The sequence below is a fragment of the Bacteroides faecichinchillae JCM 17102 genome, from assembly GCF_000614145.1.
Taxonomy (GTDB): Bacteria; Bacteroidota; Bacteroidia; order Bacteroidales; family Bacteroidaceae; genus Bacteroides; species Bacteroides faecichinchillae.
In genome coordinates this window covers 76126-96505 of the sequence record NZ_BAKK01000012.1, presented here as the reverse complement: position 1 = coordinate 96505, position 20380 = coordinate 76126, and the positions used below count along the sequence as shown (strand labels likewise).

Annotated in this window: 10 protein-coding genes and 2 pseudogenes; 6 read left to right on the top strand and 6 right to left on the bottom strand. The window is 37.1% G+C overall.

Features of this window, described 5'->3' with window-relative positions:
- Nucleotides 1-418: 418 nt before the first annotated feature.
- Nucleotides 419-1309: a helix-turn-helix domain-containing protein gene (locus JCM17102_RS08480; RefSeq protein ID WP_025074794.1), complete on the top strand. Its 891-nt coding sequence runs from the start codon at nucleotides 419-421 to the stop codon at nucleotides 1307-1309.
- A gap of 110 nt (nucleotides 1310-1419) precedes the next feature.
- On the opposite strand, the gene aroB is transcribed toward JCM17102_RS08480, so the two are convergent.
- Entirely contained in the window at nucleotides 1420-2481 is a 1062-nt protein-coding gene (aroB, locus tag JCM17102_RS08475; RefSeq protein ID WP_025074793.1) for a 3-dehydroquinate synthase, read from the bottom strand.
- Between the two features lie 80 nt (nucleotides 2482-2561).
- Here aroB and JCM17102_RS08470 point away from each other — a divergent pair, with 80 nt between their 5' ends.
- The 3 genes from JCM17102_RS08470 (at nucleotide 2562) to cls (ending at nucleotide 7444) form a co-directional block, all read left to right on the top strand.
- On the top strand, nucleotides 2562-2966 hold the full coding sequence (locus JCM17102_RS08470) for a hypothetical protein (RefSeq protein ID WP_025074792.1): 405 nt from the start codon (nucleotides 2562-2564) through the stop codon (nucleotides 2964-2966).
- A gap of 80 nt (nucleotides 2967-3046) precedes the next feature.
- Nucleotides 3047-5872, top strand: coding sequence for a TonB-dependent receptor (locus tag JCM17102_RS08465; RefSeq protein ID WP_025074791.1), 2826 nt, complete (start codon nucleotides 3047-3049; stop codon nucleotides 5870-5872).
- A gap of 132 nt (nucleotides 5873-6004) precedes the next feature.
- Nucleotides 6005-7444 carry a cardiolipin synthase gene (cls, locus tag JCM17102_RS08460; protein WP_025074790.1) on the top strand — a complete coding sequence of 480 codons (1440 nt, stop codon included), beginning with the start codon at nucleotides 6005-6007 and terminating at the stop codon, nucleotides 7442-7444.
- 15 nt (nucleotides 7445-7459) lie between these two features.
- Here cls and JCM17102_RS08455 read toward each other — a convergent pair whose 3' ends face one another.
- From JCM17102_RS08455 to JCM17102_RS08445, 3 genes are read right to left on the bottom strand one after another with little or no spacing between them, the layout of a single operon-like run.
- Nucleotides 7460-7993, bottom strand: a complete 534-nt coding sequence (locus tag JCM17102_RS08455) for an RsmD family RNA methyltransferase (protein ID WP_025074789.1) — start codon at nucleotides 7991-7993, stop codon at nucleotides 7460-7462.
- The gene (locus tag JCM17102_RS08450; RefSeq protein ID WP_025074788.1) at nucleotides 7984-8754 is read right to left on the bottom strand and encodes a DUF3822 family protein; all 771 of its coding nucleotides are present in this window, start codon (nucleotides 8752-8754) and stop codon (nucleotides 7984-7986) included. The genes JCM17102_RS08455 and JCM17102_RS08450 overlap by 10 nt, the downstream gene beginning before the upstream one ends.
- Nucleotides 8754-9440, bottom strand: a complete 687-nt coding sequence (locus JCM17102_RS08445; protein ID WP_025074787.1) for a hypothetical protein — start codon at nucleotides 9438-9440, stop codon at nucleotides 8754-8756. The genes JCM17102_RS08450 and JCM17102_RS08445 overlap by 1 nt, the downstream gene beginning before the upstream one ends.
- Before the next feature lie 96 nt (nucleotides 9441-9536).
- Here JCM17102_RS08445 and JCM17102_RS26815 point away from each other — a divergent pair.
- Nucleotides 9537-10954 (top strand): annotated as a pseudogene (locus JCM17102_RS26815) (ATP-dependent DNA helicase).
- A gap of 124 nt (nucleotides 10955-11078) precedes the next feature.
- On the opposite strand, the gene JCM17102_RS08435 reads toward JCM17102_RS26815, so the two are convergent.
- Nucleotides 11079-12803 carry a SusD/RagB family nutrient-binding outer membrane lipoprotein gene (locus JCM17102_RS08435; protein ID WP_025074786.1) on the bottom strand — a complete coding sequence of 575 codons (1725 nt, stop codon included), beginning with the start codon at nucleotides 12801-12803 and terminating at the stop codon, nucleotides 11079-11081.
- A gap of 21 nt (nucleotides 12804-12824) precedes the next feature.
- Nucleotides 12825-16242, bottom strand: a pseudogene (locus tag JCM17102_RS26810) (SusC/RagA family TonB-linked outer membrane protein).
- A gap of 839 nt (nucleotides 16243-17081) precedes the next feature.
- Between JCM17102_RS26810 and JCM17102_RS26805 the strand changes: the two are divergent.
- Complete coding sequence (locus JCM17102_RS26805) at nucleotides 17082-20321, top strand: glycosyl hydrolase (RefSeq protein WP_275564340.1); 3240 nt, start codon at nucleotides 17082-17084, stop codon at nucleotides 20319-20321.
- Nucleotides 20322-20380: the final 59 nt, after the last annotated feature.

Sequence of the window (20380 nt, the reverse complement as noted above, 5' to 3'; positions counted from 1 at the left end):
CATTTAATAATTATTGTTCGTATCATAATTTAGGTTTCAACATATCAACTTTTAATATGTTGGTTGCAAAAATAGCGGATCTTTAGGTCTTGTATGTAAGAATAATGATTTTTTTGATTACATTTTTGACACAAAGGTCAGAAAAATACTCTAGAAAGAAAATAAAAGTTTTTTTTGTATAAGAAATAGATATCTTTAAACTTTGCTTCTATTTTATTCTAATGAAATATATTGCTGTGTTATTTGTAATAAATCTAAATAATAAACTTTTTATTAAACTAACTCGAAAAACTCCTGTTTATAAAATAATGTAAATTATGGGGGCTTAACTTCTTTAATGCAATACCATATTTCCATATATGATGTGAGCTAAATTGGTATATTATATTTTTGTGCAAAGTTTTATTGAATTCGATAAATGCTGTATAGTAAAAAGAGTGAAACATTAGAAACCTATATCTTGGGTGATGATTTAAGATATTACGAAAATTTGAAATATCTTCCTTTAACTCCTTATCCATCAAGTATACAATCTGCTATGATTGTATATTGTTTTAAGGGAAAAGCGCAGATTCATGTGCATGACAGCATGCATTGGATAATGCCCAAAGAGTTAATGATTTTGTTTCCAGGACAATATGTGTCTATTAATGAAGTAAGTGCCGATTTTCAAACTATTACATTGGTAATCTCACTTTCTTTGCATAGTGATGCTCTATCTGGTGTGCCTTTATTTTCTCCTCATTTCTTTTTTTACATGAGAAGTCATTTTGTTTATCGTCAATCTGAAACTGATATTCAGCGCCTATTTAATTTTTTTGGATTGGTGAAAGAAAAGATAACTTCAAGTGATTTATATAGGCGTGAATTGATTACTCATTTAATAAGGTATTTGTATTTGGAGTTATATAACTATTTTCAGAAACAGGAAACTTTATTTCTGGGAAATAGACAAGAAACTCGCAAAGAGGAATTAACTAATAAGTTTTTTGCACTAATCATGGAACATTTCAGGGAAAATAAAGATGTAGCTTTTTATGCTGATAAATTGTGCATTACCTCTAAATATCTATCGATGGTTATAAAAGAGACTAGTGGAAAATCTGCTAAAGACTGGATCATAGAATATATCATATTAGAGATAAAAGCTTTGCTAAAGAATACAAATTTGAATGTTCAGGAAATAGCTCTTAAGACAAACTTTGCTAATCAATCGTCTTTGGGACGTTTCTTTAGGAAACATACGGGAATGTCATTGTCACAATATCGGATAGCAAATTTGGACGGAACGGGAGAGGTTCTCAAATAATGAAAGAAATTCTTATATTATAAGCTTGCTTAAAGTAGATAAGATTAGATATAAATCAAAGGAGCAGTAAGGCATAATGCAAGATCTGCTCCTTTGTTCTTTTTATTTATTCAGATTCCCATACATTCACGATAGAAATCCAACATTTCGAAAATCGTATCTTTATTTGTTGTTTGGTTTATACAAATATCTCCGATGTCTTTCAGCAAAGTGAAATTGATAGTGTCTGAAGTATTCTTTTTATCATGTGTCATAAATGCATACAGCCGTTCATATTGCTTGCAGTCGAATGTGAACGCTCCATAGTTTTCTTTGATAAATTGGATTGTCTGCCTCATCGTGTTTTTAGGAAACCCGATTTTAAGATGCGAAAGATATAATTCACAGACAATTCCCCATACCACAGCATAACCATGCAAGACCGGACGATTTTCTGCTAAAGCTAAACTCTCGAAAGCATGTCCTACGGTATGTCCCAGATTCAAAGCTTTACGTATGCCATGTTCAAGAGGATCTTGTTCCACGATGTCTTCTTTTACTTGTACAGATTGACCGACTAATTGTTTTAGATAAGAATAGTCAATAGTAGAGGTATCAAAATTTAATAATTCAGCCCAATGAGCTTTATTGCTGATCAATCCGTGTTTCAGCATTTCAGCATATCCGGAGAAAAAATTGTGTGCATCGAGACTTCTTAAGAATTCTGTTTCAATCAAAACACAGTCTGCCGGAGCAAATGAGCCGATTTCATTTTTCAGTCCGTTGAAGTTTATGCCTGTTTTACCTCCTACAGAAGCATCTACCATGGCTAACAATGTAGTGGGAATATTTATATAAGAAATTCCACGTTTGAATGTAGCAGCTGCGAAGCCTCCCAAGTCTGTGACCATTCCTCCTCCCAAATTGATAAGTAATGAATGGCGGGTAGCTCCCTTTTCACTTAGCGTCATCCATACGGAAGCTAATGTGTCTAATGTTTTATGTACATCCTCGGGACCGATACAGATTTCAATCGCATCTTTGAGATAAGATATTTCTTTTAAAGCAGGGAGACATAATTGTTGTGTATGCTCGTCTGTGAGAATGAATAACTTGTCGTGCGGACATTTTTTTATGGCACGATCGAGACTTGTTTCCAGGCTTTCGCAGAGAATAACTTCTTGTTTACTCATGATTCTTTAGCTTTTTCTTGCTGCAAATGTATATAAAATATTTTTTTTACTTACTTTTGTCTCATTAAAACATAGAATTTATGAAAGCATTACTACCAGTATTCAGTCGTCCTTTGGGATATCTTGTTCTTATAATCTCTTTATTTATACTTCCTGTATTATATATGAATGGGATGGTCAATGATCAGAATCTCTTATTTTATAAAGAATGTACAAAGTTGTTAATGATGGCAGGATGCTTAATGATAATATTTGCATTGAATAAAAATGAGAGTCGTGAAACTGAACAGATTCGTAATACAGCAGTTCGCAATGCTATCTTTCTAACATTTCTTTTTGTTTTTGGAAGTATGCTATGGCGTGTTCTCCAAAAAGATGTTATCAATGTAGATACTTCCTCTTTTCTGACTTTTTTGATATTTAATGTGCTTTGTTTGGAGTTTGGTCTAAAAAAAGCGGTAGTTGATCGATTATTTAAGAGATAGCTTTTATTTAAATTAAACCTTTTACGATTCAATTTGTCAAAAAGACATTGTGTATTACTACTAAATCGTAAATAAGGTAAATGAAGAAAGTTTCAGCTTTTATGGTGCTGATGTTACTTTGCACCATCTCTATTTTTGCCCAAAATAAGTTGATCTCTGTTTCGGGACGTGTCATGGAATCTGACTCGGAAGAGCCGGCAGCACAAGCTACGGTTCAGTTGTTGAGTCTGCCGGATAGTACTTATGCTGCCGGTGTAGCAAGTAGCGATAAAGGATGGTTTACTCTTCCTAAAGTGAAAGCTGGAAAATATTTATTAAAAGTCTCCTTTATAGGTTTTCGTACTAAATTCCTTCCTATACAATTGACTGATAACGTTTCTGATAAACAAGTAGGAAATATTTCTTTGGAACCAGATGCTGTGATGTTAAAGGAAGCAGTGGTTACAGCAGAAGTTCCGCCTGTTATTGTAAAGGGGGATACAACGGAGTATTCTGCTGCGGCTTATCCTGTTCCGGAGGGAGCGATGTTGGAAGAACTGGTGAAGAAGATTCCGGGGGCTGAAGTCAGTGATGATGGAAAAATCACTATCAATGGTAAAGAAATCAAGAAAATCATGGTGGATGGGAAAGAGTTTTTCTCCGATGACCCGAAGGTGTCAATGAAAAATCTCCCTGCAAATATTGTTGATAAAGTGAAGTCATATGATAAAAAAAGTGATATGGCACGTATTACTGGTATTGACGATGGAAACGAAGAATCAGTTTTAGACCTTACTGTTAAGAAGGGAATGAAAAATGGTATAATTAGTAACCTGATTGCCGGTTATGGTAACAAAGATCGTTATGAAGGAGGAGGGATGGTTAGTCGTTTTAAGGATGATTCGAATATTTCCGTTATAGCTTCTGCTAATAATACAAATAATCAAGGATTTTCAGAATTTGGAGATGCCGGTCAGGGACTTGGTGGTGGTAATGCTGGTTCTGGTATTACGACTTCTCAATTGCTTGGTGTTACTTATGCCAAAGAAACGACTAAAATGCAGGTAGGAGGAAATGTGCAGTATGGACATTCTAATAATGATGCACGTCGTACGAGTTCTTCTGAAACCTTCTTAGGAGAAGCGTCTTCTTTTGGACAGAGTAAAAACTTATCGAATCGTGACAGACATGATCTCCGGATTGATTTTCGTATGGAATGGCGGCCGGATACATTGACTACTATTATTTTCCGTCCAAATGGTAGCTATTCGCAAACAGAAACAAGCAGTAGTTCTTGGTCGCGAACGGATAATAATTCTCATAATCCTGTCAATGAGAGGGAATCGACTTCTTCTTCGGATGGGTATAATTGGTCTTTTAATGGAAGTTTGATGGCATTTCGTCGTTTGAACAATAAAGGTAGAAATTTGTCTTTGGGTGCACGTTTCGGGTATAGTGATAGCGAATCGGACGGTTATTCTGATTCACAGACTCAATTTTTTGAATTGGATAGTATTTCGGATATTGCTCGTTATACCGACCGGAATAGTGATAGCCGTAACTGGAGTGTATCTGCATCTTATACAGAGCCTGTTTTCAAGAATCATTTTCTCCAATTACGTTACGAGTTTGCTCACCGTAAGCAGTTATCGCAATCATTAGTATATGATAGTATTAACAAATATCCTTATCCCGAATATTTGGAACGCGGATATGATAATGATTTGAGTACACGAGTTGAGAACTTCTATGATACTCATACGGCTAGTCTCTCCATTCGTGGTGTGTATGCAAAGATGTTTTATGATGTAGGTGTAGGGCTTACTCCACAATCTTCTTTAAGTAAAACAACGATTGGACCAAATTACAAAAAGAATCTTCCTGAACAAAATGTGTTGAATTGGTCACCTTCAATGATGTTCAGGTATATGTTTACTAAACAACACGTGTTGATGTTTCGCTATAATGGAAGAAGTAGTACTCCGAATATCGAAGATTTGCAAGATGTGATTGATATTACCGATCCTATGAATCTTAGATATGGTAATCCCAATTTGAAACCTTCTTTCAATAGTAACTTTAATTTAAACTACAGACGGTTTATTCCGGAAGCTATGCGTAGCTATACGTTGGATGTGAGCTATTCGAATACCTTGAATTCGGTTGCTAATAAGATGACGTATGATCCTCAGACTGGCGCTCGTATTTATAAGAAAGAAAATGTAAACGGTAATTGGCGGACTCAAGGATTCTTTAATTTTAATACTCCTCTGAAGAATCAGAAGTTCACGATTTTGTCTACTTCAGTTGTGGGGTATAGCGATGCTGTAAGCTATACAAGTGTGGGAGATGTGAAAAAATCCGAGCAGGAATTGAGTACAACCCATAGTTTGGACTTAAGAGAAAGACTTGTGGGGCGTTATCGCAGTGAGATGTTTGATGTATCATTAAATGGTTCAGTAAATTATAATCTGGTTAGAAATAGTAAACAGGAAAATAGTAACCGCGAAACATTTGACTATTATGTCGGAGGAAGTACGAATGTCAATTTACCATGGCAGGTTGCTATTTCTACAGATGTTAATTGTCGATTCAAAAATGGATATACCGGTGGATTAAATAATAATGAGGTAATGTGGAATGCGCAAATCTCAAAAAGCTTTTTAAAGAATAATGCAGCAACGCTTCGCTTTAAAATATATGATATTTTGAAACAACAAAGTAGTTTAACACGTTCTATTAGTGAAACAATGATGAGTGATACTGAATATAATACTTTGGGCAGTTATTTCATGGTACATTTTGTCTATCGTTTTAATACATTAGGAGGAAAGATGGCAAATAATAGAGGTGGGAAACGTGGCTATGATGGTAATAGAGGAGGTGGCCATGGCTTTGGTGGAGGAATGAGACCAATGCGCTACTAGGAGAATATGATTTTATAGATTAAATAGTCAGTAAGTCCCGATGATGATATGAGTTGTCATCGGGACTTTTTTGTTTATCCGATAAATTCTTTTATATTTGTTGCTTTGTATCCGTATAGAAAGGAGATTTTTATGATTGATTGGAACTATATAGTAAGCCAGGTAGCAACAGTGGCTTTCGATATTGTCTATTTCGGGGCCATTATCGGTACGATTGTCATTATCATTCTCGACAACCGGAATCCGGTGAAGACTATGGCATGGATACTTATATTACTTTTTCTTCCTGTTGTAGGACTCGTTTTCTATATCTTTTTTGGCAGAAGCCAGCGTCGGGAACGTATTATTGGTCAAAAGAGCTATAATCGTCTTTTAAAGAAACCGATGGCAGAATATCTAGCTCAGGATTGTTCTGATATTCCCAATGAATATATCCGTCTTATTCAGCTTTTTCAACATACTAATCAAGCTTTCCCGTTTGAAGGTAATAGGGTAGCTGTTTATACTGAGGGATATACCAAACTACAATCATTGTTGCGTGAACTCCATAAGGCAAAGCAGCATATCCATATGGAATATTACATCTTTGAGGATGATGCTATAGGACGTTTAGTCAGGGATGTGCTTATAGAAAAAGCAGCACAGGGGGTCGAGATACGAGTTATTTATGACGATGTTGGTTGCTGGCATGTACCTAATCGCTTTTTTGAGGAAATGCGCAACGCAGGGATTGAAGTCAGAAGTTTCTTAAAAGTGCGTTTCCCCTTATTTACCAGCAGAGTTAATTATCGGAACCATAGAAAAATAGTTGTTATTGACGGGCGTGTGGGATTTGTAGGAGGAATGAATCTGGCGGAACGCTATATGCGTGGTTTCTCTTGGGGAATCTGGCGTGATACTCATATTCTATTAGAAGGGAAGGCTGTACATGGATTGCAGACTGCATTTTTACTCGATTGGTATTTTGTGGATCGTACGTTGATTACTGCTTCCCGTTATTTTCCAAAGATAGAAGCTTGCGGAAATACGTTAGTACAAACTGTTACAAGTGAACCTATCGGACCGTGGAAAGAAATAATGCAAGGATTGACTATGGCTATTTCCGGAGCTAAAAAGTATTTCTATATACAGACCCCTTATTTCTTGCCAACAGAACAGATTTTAGCAGCAATGCAGGCAGTGGCATTGGCTGGAGTAGATGTTCGTTTGATGTTACCGGAACGTGCAGATAACCGGATTACTCATCTGGGATCACACTCATACTTAGCAGATGTATTGCAGGCAGGAGTTAAAGTTTATTTTTATCAAAAAGGTTTCTTACATTCCAAATTGATGGTTTCGGATGATATGCTATCTACGGTAGGTTCTACGAATGTTGATTTTCGTAGCTTCGAACATAATTTTGAAGTGAATGCTTTTATGTATGATATGAATACAGCACTTGAAATGAAGGAAATATTTCTCCAAGACCAGCGGGAAAGCACGCAAATATTCTTGAAGAATTGGGTAAAACGTTCATGGAGACAAAAGGCAGCAGAGTCTGTTGTTCGTTTATTGGCTCCGCTGCTTTAATGGGATAAGTATGTTTTATCGGAATAAAGAAAAATTTACGCTTCCGTAGATTCTTCTTTCTATGAAATGTGGGTTATCTTCAAAGTTGTTTTCTTTTCCATGTTCCAGAACGAATAAGCCGTCTTCTTTGAGCAATTCATTTTGGAATATTAGTTCGGGTATGGAGGCTAAATCTTTTAAGGCATAAGGAGGATCTGCAAAAATGAAATCAAACTTCTCACGACTGTTATTGATAAATTTGAATACATCTCCGCGAATAGGCAAGCATTTATCTGTTTGTACTTCATTCATTATTTTGCATATGAATGAATAGTGCGCCGGGTCTTTTTCTATACTGATGACACGATCACAGCCTCTGGATACCAATTCTATACTGATACTACCAGTGCCGGCAAACAAATCAAGGGCTATCACCCCATCTTCGAAATCAATATAATTGTTGAGTACATTAAACAGATTCTCTTTGGCAAAATCTGTAGTGGGACGTGCTTTAAAAGTTCGTGGCACATCAAATCTTCTTCGTTTATAAATTCCGCTGATTACTCGCATGATAATAAGGCTTGAATGTCGATATTAGAAGCTGGGTTCATAATAAATACCTGTAGAATGAATTTTTTTAATTCGTTCATTAGGATTTCTTTATCGGATAATATCCCTGTTAGATGTAATTCATCCCGTTCCTGATTGAACTCCATTTGTTTCCAGACATATAATAAATAATAGATACTGTCTTCGGTATGCGTACAGCTAAAAGAGTTTGCTAACAATAAATGTCCTCTTTCAAAGCAATAAATATCAATAGTATCTTTACGGAAAGTAGCATACATCTTTTTACTGTTTCCTAATCTGCTTTTAATGGATAAATATTCAATGAGCGGGGTAGCTTGGGAATAGAAACGTGCTTCCGGATATTGTTCGTTTAAAAAAGCATATGTGCTTTTGTCAATTCCGAAAATGATAACTATATTATTTTTTTTCAGAATATTGTAAGTAATGGTTTCATTCTCCTTTTTGGAATGATTGTGATAAAATAACAGTTCACTTTGCTCTTCATCAAAGAAATCTAATGGCACTATTGTGAAACGTTTGCTTGCCATTATTATATTTACTCTTTTATAGGAGTAACTTAAAAAGTCTGATTCGTGAAAGATGTTTTTCAGATTGGCTGTGAGAGATATGGATGTATCTATCTCTTTTTCAATTAGTGATAGTGGATCTTCGTTTATCGGATTGTAGATAGAAAAAGAAAATCCATCCGTACTAAGACGGATGGATAAAGTATATTGTTTTGATTTAGTCAAATCAATCATTATTCCCAGTTTCCAGCACCATTGTTTGGCATGTCTATAGATCCAATCATCAAACCTGAATATCTACCAGTTTGGTTATCCAAGTCTTTCAGATTGATAATTTCCTGTTTGTCAAGCCCATTAAGATAAACTTCATATGGAGTTTTTACTTCGTACAAACAAACAGCAGCACCGGATTTAGTAGTATCGTTTCTTACGATAAGTTCAAATTCGGCTCCATTACCATAAGGTACAAATCTCATAGAATCAGCGTTAAAACCTTTAGGATAGATAGTATCTATCATAGCTACCCACATTGTATCACGTTTGAAATTTTCCAATCCCCATCTTTTTACTTCGTCGTAGCGGCCTGTCTTATTAGCTCTGGTAATAATTTCCATAGCTCTCTTTTCAGTCATTCCGTCTTCCAATTGTTTGTCTGTCAATTCTCCTTCTTTTCTAACGAATGGTAATTTCTGTGTTTTCACGAAGTCAATCAATACGTCGAATTTATCGGCATAGCGTCCGCGGTGTACAGTTTTGTATTCTTGTTGCGCCTTGCGGATAGCTACCAAGCGTTCAATGACTGCGTCTTCTCTTGTTTTTTGGGCATTTTCAAAATTGATAGGACCCATAATGCTGTTGTAGCAGATATAGATCAATGCAATCACGCAGAGCCCTAATACAATATTAAATACAGTTTTCATGATAAATTATGTTTTTTAGTTGTTATATTCGCATCGCAAAAATAGAATAAATTAATTTAAATACGATAGTTCCGGGAACTTTTTTCTCGTACAAAAATGATAAATAACTATTTAGAAAGGCAAATTAAGGAAAATTTTTCTTATCAACCAACTTTTGAGCAGGAAATAGCTGTAAAATCTCTTTCAGAGTTTTTACTTTCCACAATAAGTGGGGAGGTTTTTATTCTTCGTGGATATGCAGGAACTGGTAAAACATCTTTGGTAGGAGCATTGGTCAAAACACTGGACAAGCTGGAACAGAAGTCCGTATTGCTTGCTCCAACGGGACGTGCTGCTAAAGTTTTTTCAGCGTACGCAGGTCATTCAGCATTCACAATTCATAAGAAAATATATCGTCAGCGTTCTTTTTCTAATGAGATGACTAATTTTTCAATAAATGATAATCTTACTACAAATACTCTTTTTATTGTAGATGAAGCTTCCATGATTTCCAATGAAGGTTTATCGGGTAATATGTTCGGTACAGGCAGATTATTGGATGATTTGATACAGTTTGTGTATTCAGGTGAAGGTTGTCGATTGTTATTGATGGGAGATACTGCACAGTTACCACCTATAGGTGAGGAGTTGAGTCCCGCACTTTTTGCAGATGCTTTGAAAGGATATGGTTTGGAAGTACGTGAGGTAAACCTAACACAAGTGGTTCGTCAGGTGCAGAAGTCGGGAATTCTTTGGAACGCAACTCAATTGCGTCAATTGATTATGGAGGATAAATGCTACTCTTTACCTAAAATAAAGGTGAAGGGTTTTCCTGATATAAAGGTATTACCCGGAACCGAGTTAATTGATGAATTGACGAATTGTTACGAACGTGACGGTATGGATGAAACGATTGTAATTTGTCGTTCTAATAAACGTGCAAACCTATATAATAATGGTATTCGTGCTCAAATTCTTTGGAGGGAAGATGAATTGAATACAGGGGATTTACTGATGGTGGCAAAGAATAATTATTATTGGACAGAGCAGTATAAGGAGATGGATTTTATAGCAAATGGGGAACTTGCGGTTGTACGGCGTGTTCGTCGAACGCGTGAGTTATATGGTTTCCGTTTTGCTGAAGTTACTCTGAGATTTCCGGATCAAAATGATTTTGAGTTAGATGCTAACCTGTTATTGGATACGTTGCATTCGGATACACCTGCTTTACCTAAGGCAGAAAACGACCGTCTGTTCTATACGATACTTGAAGATTATGCAGATATCTCTTTAAAACAAGAACGGATGAAAAAGATGAAGGCTGATCCGCATTATAATGCTTTGCAAGTGAAATATGCGTATGCGGTAACTTGCCATAAAGCTCAGGGTGGACAATGGCAGAATGTATTTTTAGATCAGGGTATATGACGGATGAGTATCTGACTCCTGATTATTTCCGTTGGTTGTATACAGCGTTTACAAGAGCTACGAAGACTTTATATTTAGTGAACTATCCAAAGAAACAAATAGAGTAGAATAATCCTATTAACGTCTTCAAGCACAATAACTTAATGAAGTCTTGGTAGAAATATCACTGATAAATATTTAATAATAAAAAAGCGGCTTAAATGAATTAAGCCGCTTTTTTATTATTAAATATTATTGGAAGTTGTTTGGCGTCTGATATATTCCTGAGGCATTATTAGTGTCGGCAATATCCCACCACAGACGTGTTCCCTGTGTATCTACGTCTTTGGGACGATTGGGATTGGAAGACTCGCTGTCCGGATATCTCAAGCGTTTGATGAACTTGCCGTTAGGCACTTCTCCACCCGAATTGTTTCCATTCTTAGGAGTTTTCATAAATCTTGGATAATCTGTACGACGGAATTCAGCCCAACCTTCATTTCCATTCGGGTAAACAGCGATCCATTTCTGGGTAATAATTTGCTCAAGTTGTGCTTCTTTATCAGTACCGTCGAAAGCCTCCAGACCTTTAAGATTGTTCATATATTCTTCAATCTTGTCTTGTCCTTCTTTATCTGCTCCGATCTGGTAATAACTGAATGAAGCTTCTATTCCCTTTTTATATAAATCTTTAGGATCTTCTGCACTCCATTTACGTAGAGCTGCTTCAGCACGCAGGAACAAACTTTCCGAGTATCCTAACCATATGATTTCGCGTCCGTAACACCACCAATGCTTACGATCCAACTTCCGTTGGTCTTGTTTGATAAATACGCGGCTTGGTGAGTAAATAGTAGTGTAACTTCCACCTAACGCTGTTTCTCCATTTTCACAACCATTAAAGTCTTTATCCGATTCTTTGGGTTCGTCTTGATTTAAATCATCAAGTGCCGTAGGTCTCCACCATAAGATTTCGCAACGGGGGTCTAAGATATTTGATTGCTCTTTGTAGGCAATTTCCATTTCTTTAGACAATACAACATTAGCACTCCAGTTATATAACAATGTGTAGATATTTTCATTACCACCTGTTATATATGAATATTTAGGTGTTTGTTTCATATTGTCATCATCACTTTGCATAAGACCGGAAGGATCCTCTAGTGCTTTCTTTCCTTGTTCTTGAGCAACTTCCGGAGCTACATTAGAGATACGGAGAGCCAGACGCAAACGTAACGTATTAGCAAAACGCAACCATTTCTCTTTATCACCCGCATAACATTTGTCATTTTCGCCTAAGCTATATTGTGAAGTTGCCGGAGTATTGTGCAACTTTGTAATAGCCTGATCAAGTAATTTGAAAATAGTGTCGTATACATCCTTCTGATCCATATACTTCACTTTCTCGTCTGTTGGCATTGCACCTTTCACGTAATATTCTACAGGCACTGCACCATAAGTATCTGTTAGCATAGAAAGAAGAAATGCGTAGTAAATACGGGTAATATAAAATGCATTGTGATAACGCTCTTTACCACAGAACCAGAAGGTCTTGATCAGCTGACTGTATTCTTCTACTGTACGGTTATCATAGAAGTGTTCCCAACGTTTTTTAGACCAATCATCTCTATAACGATATGTCGGAGAATCTGTAACGAAACCACTAACATTATTTGCGAAGTAAGCGGCATAAAAATCGTGAGTAAGATTAGTTGTTACTTGATAGTCATTGTACACACCTTCATAAGTAAAGTTAGCAAACACAGAACCAATTGCACTTTCAGTGCCTTGAAGACTTTGTAGTGCACTTTCAGACAGTTCGTAGTCAATATCAATGCCATCGGGAGTGGCTCCTATCACTTCCGGGTTATATACCGGTGCATAAGGATTGGTATTCAATTCTTCAAAATCATGGCATGCTGTCAATCCCATTAACAGGACACACAACGCAAGCGGTTTATATAATTTGAATTTCATATATCTATCATTATTTAATGGTTAGAAACTAAAGTTTACTGAGAATCCGAAAGTACGGGTATAAGGTACAGCCATGAAGTCAATAGCTTGAGAGAACATTGTTGTATCATATCCACCTTCAGGACTTGTACCCGGAGTATGCTTCATCAAGTATGCCAGGTTACGAGCAACGAATGAAAGATTTAATGACTGAATAGGAGTTTTCTTCAACATACTCTTAGGAAATGAATAACCGAGTGACAACTCTTTCAATTTGATGAAAGATGCATCATAGATGAAATCTTCTGCTATCAAGGCTCCGTAATAGTTAGATGCAGAGATTTTCGTTGTATTCGGAGTTCCATCTTCATATACACCCGGGAATACCATCATGTAGTTGTCGTTTTCACCACGGTTCATTGTACGTTTTGCAAGACCATTTCCGGTAGCATTCATTTCTGAGATGGAAATGATATCACCACCAAACTTCATGTCGAACATAGCGGAAAGGGTGAATCCTTTATAAGTAAATGCCGGAGCTACAGACATTAGCAGGTTCGGTTGAATATTTCCGATCGGATTAGTCAAACGTTCGTTTGCATCAGTTGTTGTCATTGGCAGACCGTTTTCTTTGTTGATAAGGATATTGCCTTTATCATCACGTTTGTACAGAGTTTTAGCATAAATTTCTCCTAGTTTATGACCAGGACGAGTACCTACATTTACAGGGAAGTTAGAGTCACCGTTGAAGTAGAGATAATCTACTCCCTCCGCCAGTTCTTTTACGTTAGAAACATTCTTGGCAAGATTGACATTCAAATCAAATGAGAAATCTTTTGTCTGAATCGGAGTTGAATAAATCATCATTTCAAATCCTTTGTTGGTAATCAAACCGGCATTAACCCATTTACCACCGCTCCAAGGAGCTGCAGCAGGAACTTTCATAATTTGGTTTTTAGTGCGGCTAGTGTAATAGGTAAAGTCAAATCCCAGGCGGTTGTTAAGGAACTTCATGTCCAAACCTGCTTCATAAGAAGTTGCGATTTCCGGTTTCAACTGGTCGTTCATTTTCACATTTGATTTACTTGGTATCAATTCACCTTTTTCAAATTTGAATGCGTAAGTGTTATACAATTGATAAGGAGATGTATCTTTACCAACTTGTGCTGCAGAAAGACGAACTTTAGCAAATGTTATCCAGCTAGGTAAAGACTTATCCAATGAGCGAATAAAGTCTGAAATCACAAAGCTGAGATTGGCAGATGGTAGAAGAAAGAGTTGTTTTGTTGTGGAAGGGTAGACGACCAGTCGTTACGGGCAGTCAAATCCAATGACAAATATTCTTTCCATGCCAATTGTACAGAACCGAATACAGAGTTAGTAGCTCTTTCAAATCCCGATTCACCTGCTGTATTCAACATATTAGCTGCATTGAATATCCATTGTCCTTTATCAAGCATATTACGTACCCCAGCATTTAACGATTCATTCTTTTGATACATAAAGTTAGCACCTACAGAAAATCCTAAACGGAAGTTTTCAGTCAGCTGTTTATCTCCGAGTAATACAAATTCTGCGTTAGATTCGAAGAAGTTATCTTCAGAACGGTCAAATGAGTCGTCTGTAATATCTTTTACGCTACTTTCACCGTTAATACCATCTCCTGCATTTGTATCTTGAATACGTGTACGATAATAGTCGAATGCATATTTTGCAGAAAGGTGCAACCAATCTGTAAAGTTGATTTTAGCACCATAGTAACCGAAAGCTCTCCAACGTTCGTCTGAGTTGTGACGTTGGTTCAGTACATAATAAGGATTACGTATACCGGCTGTAGGTCCTGTCCAGTTTACATGTGCATTATTTGCATTAGAATATTGTTTTAGGTCATCCAGACGAATATTATTAGGAATACCCATCAACTGAGCAATAGCTCCATAAGTTCCGAAATAAGGACGGTCTTCTGCTTTGGTACGTGAAAGAGAAATCTTTCCGTCCATTGAGAAGTATTTGTTCATTTCCATTCCGGCATTCAGGTCGAGGTTGATTCTGTTCAGCTTCTCATTAGGAAATACTCCTTTGTTGCTAGAACTACCGAAAGAAGCACGAAAGTGCGATTTTTCAGTCACATTGCTTACAGCTACATTATGATTCTGTGCGAAACCTACATTGAAATAGTCTTCTAGTTTGTTCCCATATTTAGAGTAAGCATAAGTATCTCCATTCCATGCTTTTTGCATACTACCGTCCAATACAGGTCCCCAACTGGAGGAATCTTTCGGATCATAAGTTGCATAGAACTGAGAAAGTGGATTTTTGTCAGCATCTTGTGTGACGATGTGACCTTGACCATATCTATCCTGCATTTCAAGAGTTTCAGCTACTTGACTCCATGTAAAGTTACCGTTGTATTGTACTCCGAATCCATCCTTTTTACTACCTTTCTTTGTAGTAACTAAAATTACACCATTACCGGCACGTGAACCGTATAGGGCGGCAGCATTTGGGCCTTTCAATACAGAAATAGATTCGATATCTTCCGGGTTGATATCGACAGCAGAACCTCCGCGGTCTACACCACCGTAGTAAGATGCATCCGAATTGTTGTTGTCGCTGAAAGGAACACCGTCTACAATCCACAATGGCTGGTTATTGTCTGATAATGAAGAGTTACCACGAATTGTGATTTTAGTAGAACCTCCTAAACCTGTTCCTGATGTGTTCATTTGCAGACCTGCTACTTTACCTTGCAGTGCGCTGGTTACAGATGGGTCACCCGTCTTGTTCAACTGACTACTTTTGATTTCCTGTACAGCATATCCCAGCATTTTCTTTTCGCGCTTGATACCCAAAGCGGTAACGACTACTTCGTCAATAACCTGTGTGTCATCAGATAAAGTAATATTGATATTGCTTTCTTTGGCAGGAACTTCCAATGTTTATATCCTATATAAGAGAATACTAATATAGGATTAGCTCCGCTGACTTTTAACGAATACTTACCATCTATATCAGTGATAGTACCATTACTGGTTCCTTTAAGCAAAATACTTACACCGATTAACGGTTCTCCTTTAGTATCAATAACCTGTCCTTTAATGGTACGTTCCTGACCTACCTGTTGTTGGCTAGCCTGAGGTACATTCTTTTCAGACAAGTAAACGATGTTGTCTTCTACTTTGAAAGAAATATTTGTTCCTTTCAAAAGAGTACTTAATACGCTTTCCAAAGAAGCGTCCTTTACATTCAACGCATCTACACTGATCGTAGATAATTTGTCGTTATAAAAAAACTGGTACTTGGATTGGGATTGAATTTGTTTGATAACAGTTCCCAAATTTGTGTGTGACGTTGATAGTGTCAGTTGTGCTATAGCCCATTGAGACGGAATTATCACAAACAATAGAATCAATAAAGATCGAAGTAAATTCGACACTCGTCGTGAACGATTGCTTTTCATAAACTAAAATTAATGGTTATACATTAGTTGATTATTTATCGCGTTAATGACAAGCGGGGGTTGCTTTTCCCTGCCTTTTGATAATAAAACAATGATATTTCAATAAACACTTAGCCTAAATCTTCTTTTTTTGAAGAAATCTTTAAAAAAGTATTGCGTAGCCGATTACATCAAGGTGAGTATGTCTTTATAATTAGTTCCTATTTCAACCATTCTTGATCTACCTAGCAAAAAACATCATTTTCTCTATCAACCTATCACCTTTGCCGTTTCTTGCCATTATCTTCTTTGTTTTATGGATGACGGGTAACTTTTAAACTCCTTATTAATAGTAAACATCCATTTTATTAATAACAAACTTTCTGTTCTTTAATACCTAACTTCTTTTCCTCTGATAGAGAAATTATTCTTTATTAAGAATAAACTATAAACAGAAGTTGCATTTATACAAACAGAACTTTCGTTTATATAAACGCAACTTGCATTTATATAAATGCAAGTTCTGTTTATAGATTGTAGTTAATGAAAAGCAAGTTTACTATTAAAGAAAGTAAAGTTTGTTATAGGAGAAGAAGAACTATTCTATTAATGCTTCTACTCATTACTTATAATGTTATACTCCTTTCTGCATGGATTATTTCTAATAAAATCAATTAATTGCGAAAACATATCTATCTGAATATTTTTATACTTGAATAGATTGTCTGTTGGCTAAATTATCAGTGATTATTTTGCAAATGTGAACTAAATTGACGAATATTGTGCAATTGTTTTGTATATGAGATTCTCCATGGCTCTTGTATTATCTCAATGTTACTTCATTCTAAAAATATATTATTATGAGAAATACACTTTTGTTGGTTTCCATCATCGGGTTCTTAGTTGGTACATCTATCCCTGCTGAGGCACAAGTTGCTGTCACTCCATCTGTGGAAGAACTTTATTCGTCTTTTAATGATTCGGATATGAATAAATTCAAATCTCCTGATAAGGTTTTCTACCCTGAGACTTGGTTTCACTATATAGGAGGTAATGTATCGATCGAAGGGATTACAAAAGATTTGGAAGCGATCGCCAGTGCCGGATTTTCAGGTGTGCATTTGTTTCATGGACAATTTGGCGGTCCATGGCCGGGAGTGGAACCACAAATAACGTGTCTTAGTCCTTTATGGGATGGAATGGTGAAGCATACGGGCGAAGAGTGCCAACGATTGGGTTTGCGATTTACCATGCAGAATTGTCCCGGATGGGCAATGTCCGGGGGACCATGGATCAAGCCTTCTAATGCTATGCGCCATTTGGCATGGAGCAGGACGGATGTTTTGGGAAATGGTGCGGAAATTATAAAAAATCTTCCTATCCCTCAGCCAAGTGATGAAGAGTGGAGAGACTATAATGATTTAATGGTAATTGCATTCCCAACTCCAAAAGGTGATACTGGTGAACCGCTGAATCCTTCTTCTTTTAAAAGTAATAAGCAAGAAATGTGGAATGATTATTTCTTGGGTAAGGCCAAAGATGCGATGCGCCTATCTTCCACATCTGTTGATAATCCCTATTGGATAGAAGTCGAGTTTCCAAGTGAAACCGTTGTTCGAACTTTGGAGTTTCCTTCCATCAATGAAGCCAATCATCCTTGGTGTTTCATACCGGGTATTCATGTAAAACTGGAGGCTTATTTATCTGACGGAACTATTCAGGAAGTACTGAATACTGATTTGCCTCAAAGCAACTGGCAGGATAATTATCCTATATCACTGGCTTGTTCTGAAACAAAAGGTGCGAAGAAATATCGGATTTCTATTGTTAATCAACATGATATAACACTGAGATCGCTACGTATGTTTTCTGCTTCCCGGAAAAATAGCTGGGAGTCGGAAGCAGGTTGGACTCTGAGAAGCATTGAAAGGAGCGGAGATGGTAAACAAACTGCGGTAGAAACTTTTGTAAATTCAACTGAGGTCATTGACATTACGACTTTAATGGACGAAAAGGGAGATTTGAGGTGGAAAGCTCCCAAGGGTGAATGGACGGTATTGCGTGTCGGACATGTTAATACAGGACAACGTAATGCTCCTGCACCTCCTGAAGGAACAGGATGGGAGTGTAATAAACTCTCGACAGAAGGCTCGAACACTCATTTTTCCGGTTATATCGGACGTTTGTCCGGAGAGAATGGCCCGTTATCGAATGGGTTGTTAAAAGGAATGCTGATGGACAGTTGGGAATGTCGGACCCAAACTTGGACAACCGGATTGGATAAGGAATTTGAGCAAATGATGGGATATTCATTGCGGAAATGGTTGCCGGCACTTTTCGGTTACGTGGTGGATGATCAGGAGAGTACATTTCGCTTTTTGTGTGATTGGCGTAGAGTGCTGAATAAACTCTTTGTTCATAATTTCTATGGCAATATGGCAAAATTGGCAAAGCAAAACAATCTTTCTATTACTTATGAAACGGCAGCCGGTGATGTTTTTCCGGCGGACATTCTGGAATATTATAAATTTGCTGATGTACCGATGTGCGAGTTCTGGCAACCTTTAATGGATAATTTTGTCGGTTCACTCAATTTTAAGCCGATTAAGCCGACTACTTCAGCTGCCCGTATTTATGGCAAACCACGTATTGCAGCAGAAGCTTTTACTTCATTTTCTCATACTTGGGATGAACATTGGCAGATGCTGAAAGAGGTCGCTAATATAAATTGTATAGAAGGAGTCACTCATTTGGTTTTCCATACATATACTCATAATCCGAATGTTGCCTCTCTTGCACCGGGAACTTCTTTTTCTGGTGCTGGTATCGGTACTCCTTTCTTGCGTGGGCAAACATGGTGGAAATATATGCCTGAGTTTACTACCTATTTGGCTCGTTGCAGTTATTTGATGGAGAGAGGGAAGCCGGTATCGGATGTTCTTTGGTATTTAGGTGATGAGATTAATCACAAACCTGATCAAAATGCACCTTTCCCCATTGGATTTAAGTATGATTATTGTAATCAGGATGTTTTGTTGAATCGTTTAGCTGTTGATAATGGTGATTTAATTACTCCTGAAGGACTTCGTTATAGTGTGCTTTGGCTACCGGAAGCTCCACGTATGTGTATGGAAACTTTGGATAAGTTATATGCGCTTATTCGAGCGGGAGCGACCGTTATTGGAGAAGCACCGATTGGTTTAGCTACACTTTCCGGTGGAAAGGCGGCTCAGAAGCATTTTAATAAGATGGTTAAAAAGATTTGGGGTAATAATGCCCGGCAAGGTATTCGGCCAATTGGAAAAGGTCGAATGATAAGTGGAATGACTTTGGATGAGGCTTTAACAAAGTTGAATATGGAACCGGATATAAAAGGCCAGGATGTATTATGGTCACATAGGAATATTGATCAAGCTGATTGGTATTATGTGGTAGCTCCTCAAGGTAAGGAATTTGCAGGGCAGTTGGATTTTCGAAATAAAGGCAATGTTGAGATATGGGATCCTTTGACTGGTGATGTAACACCGGCTGTTTATGAGACAAAAGGAGGCCGGACTATGGTAACAGTAGATTTACCTCAGGCAGGTTCATGCTTTGTTGTTTTTCGTAAAGATAAACCGATTACAGAAATAGTAGCAAAGGAAAAGAAAGTGATAGCAACCATTCCGTTCACTAATACTTGGAAAATAGAATTCCCTGTTGGATGGGGAGCGCCGGAAACACTTCAACTGACTGATTTGAAGGCTTGGAAAGATTTAGATCTTTCGGCTGAAGCTAAGGCTTTCTCGGGAACTGTAGATTATAGTACAACTTTTGAGGTAGATAAAAGTCGTGATGCAAACTATATTCTTGATTTAGGAAAAGTGGATATGATTGCTGAGGTAGTTCTCAATGATAATCCTATACGGATTCTTTGGACATCGCCTTATCAAGCTGATATCACGAAGGCGCTTCGATCAGGAAAAAATCAACTAACTGTAAAAGTGACGAGTACATGGTTTAACCGTCTTGTTTTTGATGCTGCCCAACCTGAAAATAAAAGAAAGACTTGGGTGTTAAGATGGCCTGATAAAAATGCTGCATTAAAGGAAAGCGGTTGATGGGACCAGTCTCTGTTCTTGTTGAACAATAACTAAATATTGATTCTAGTATCTACTCT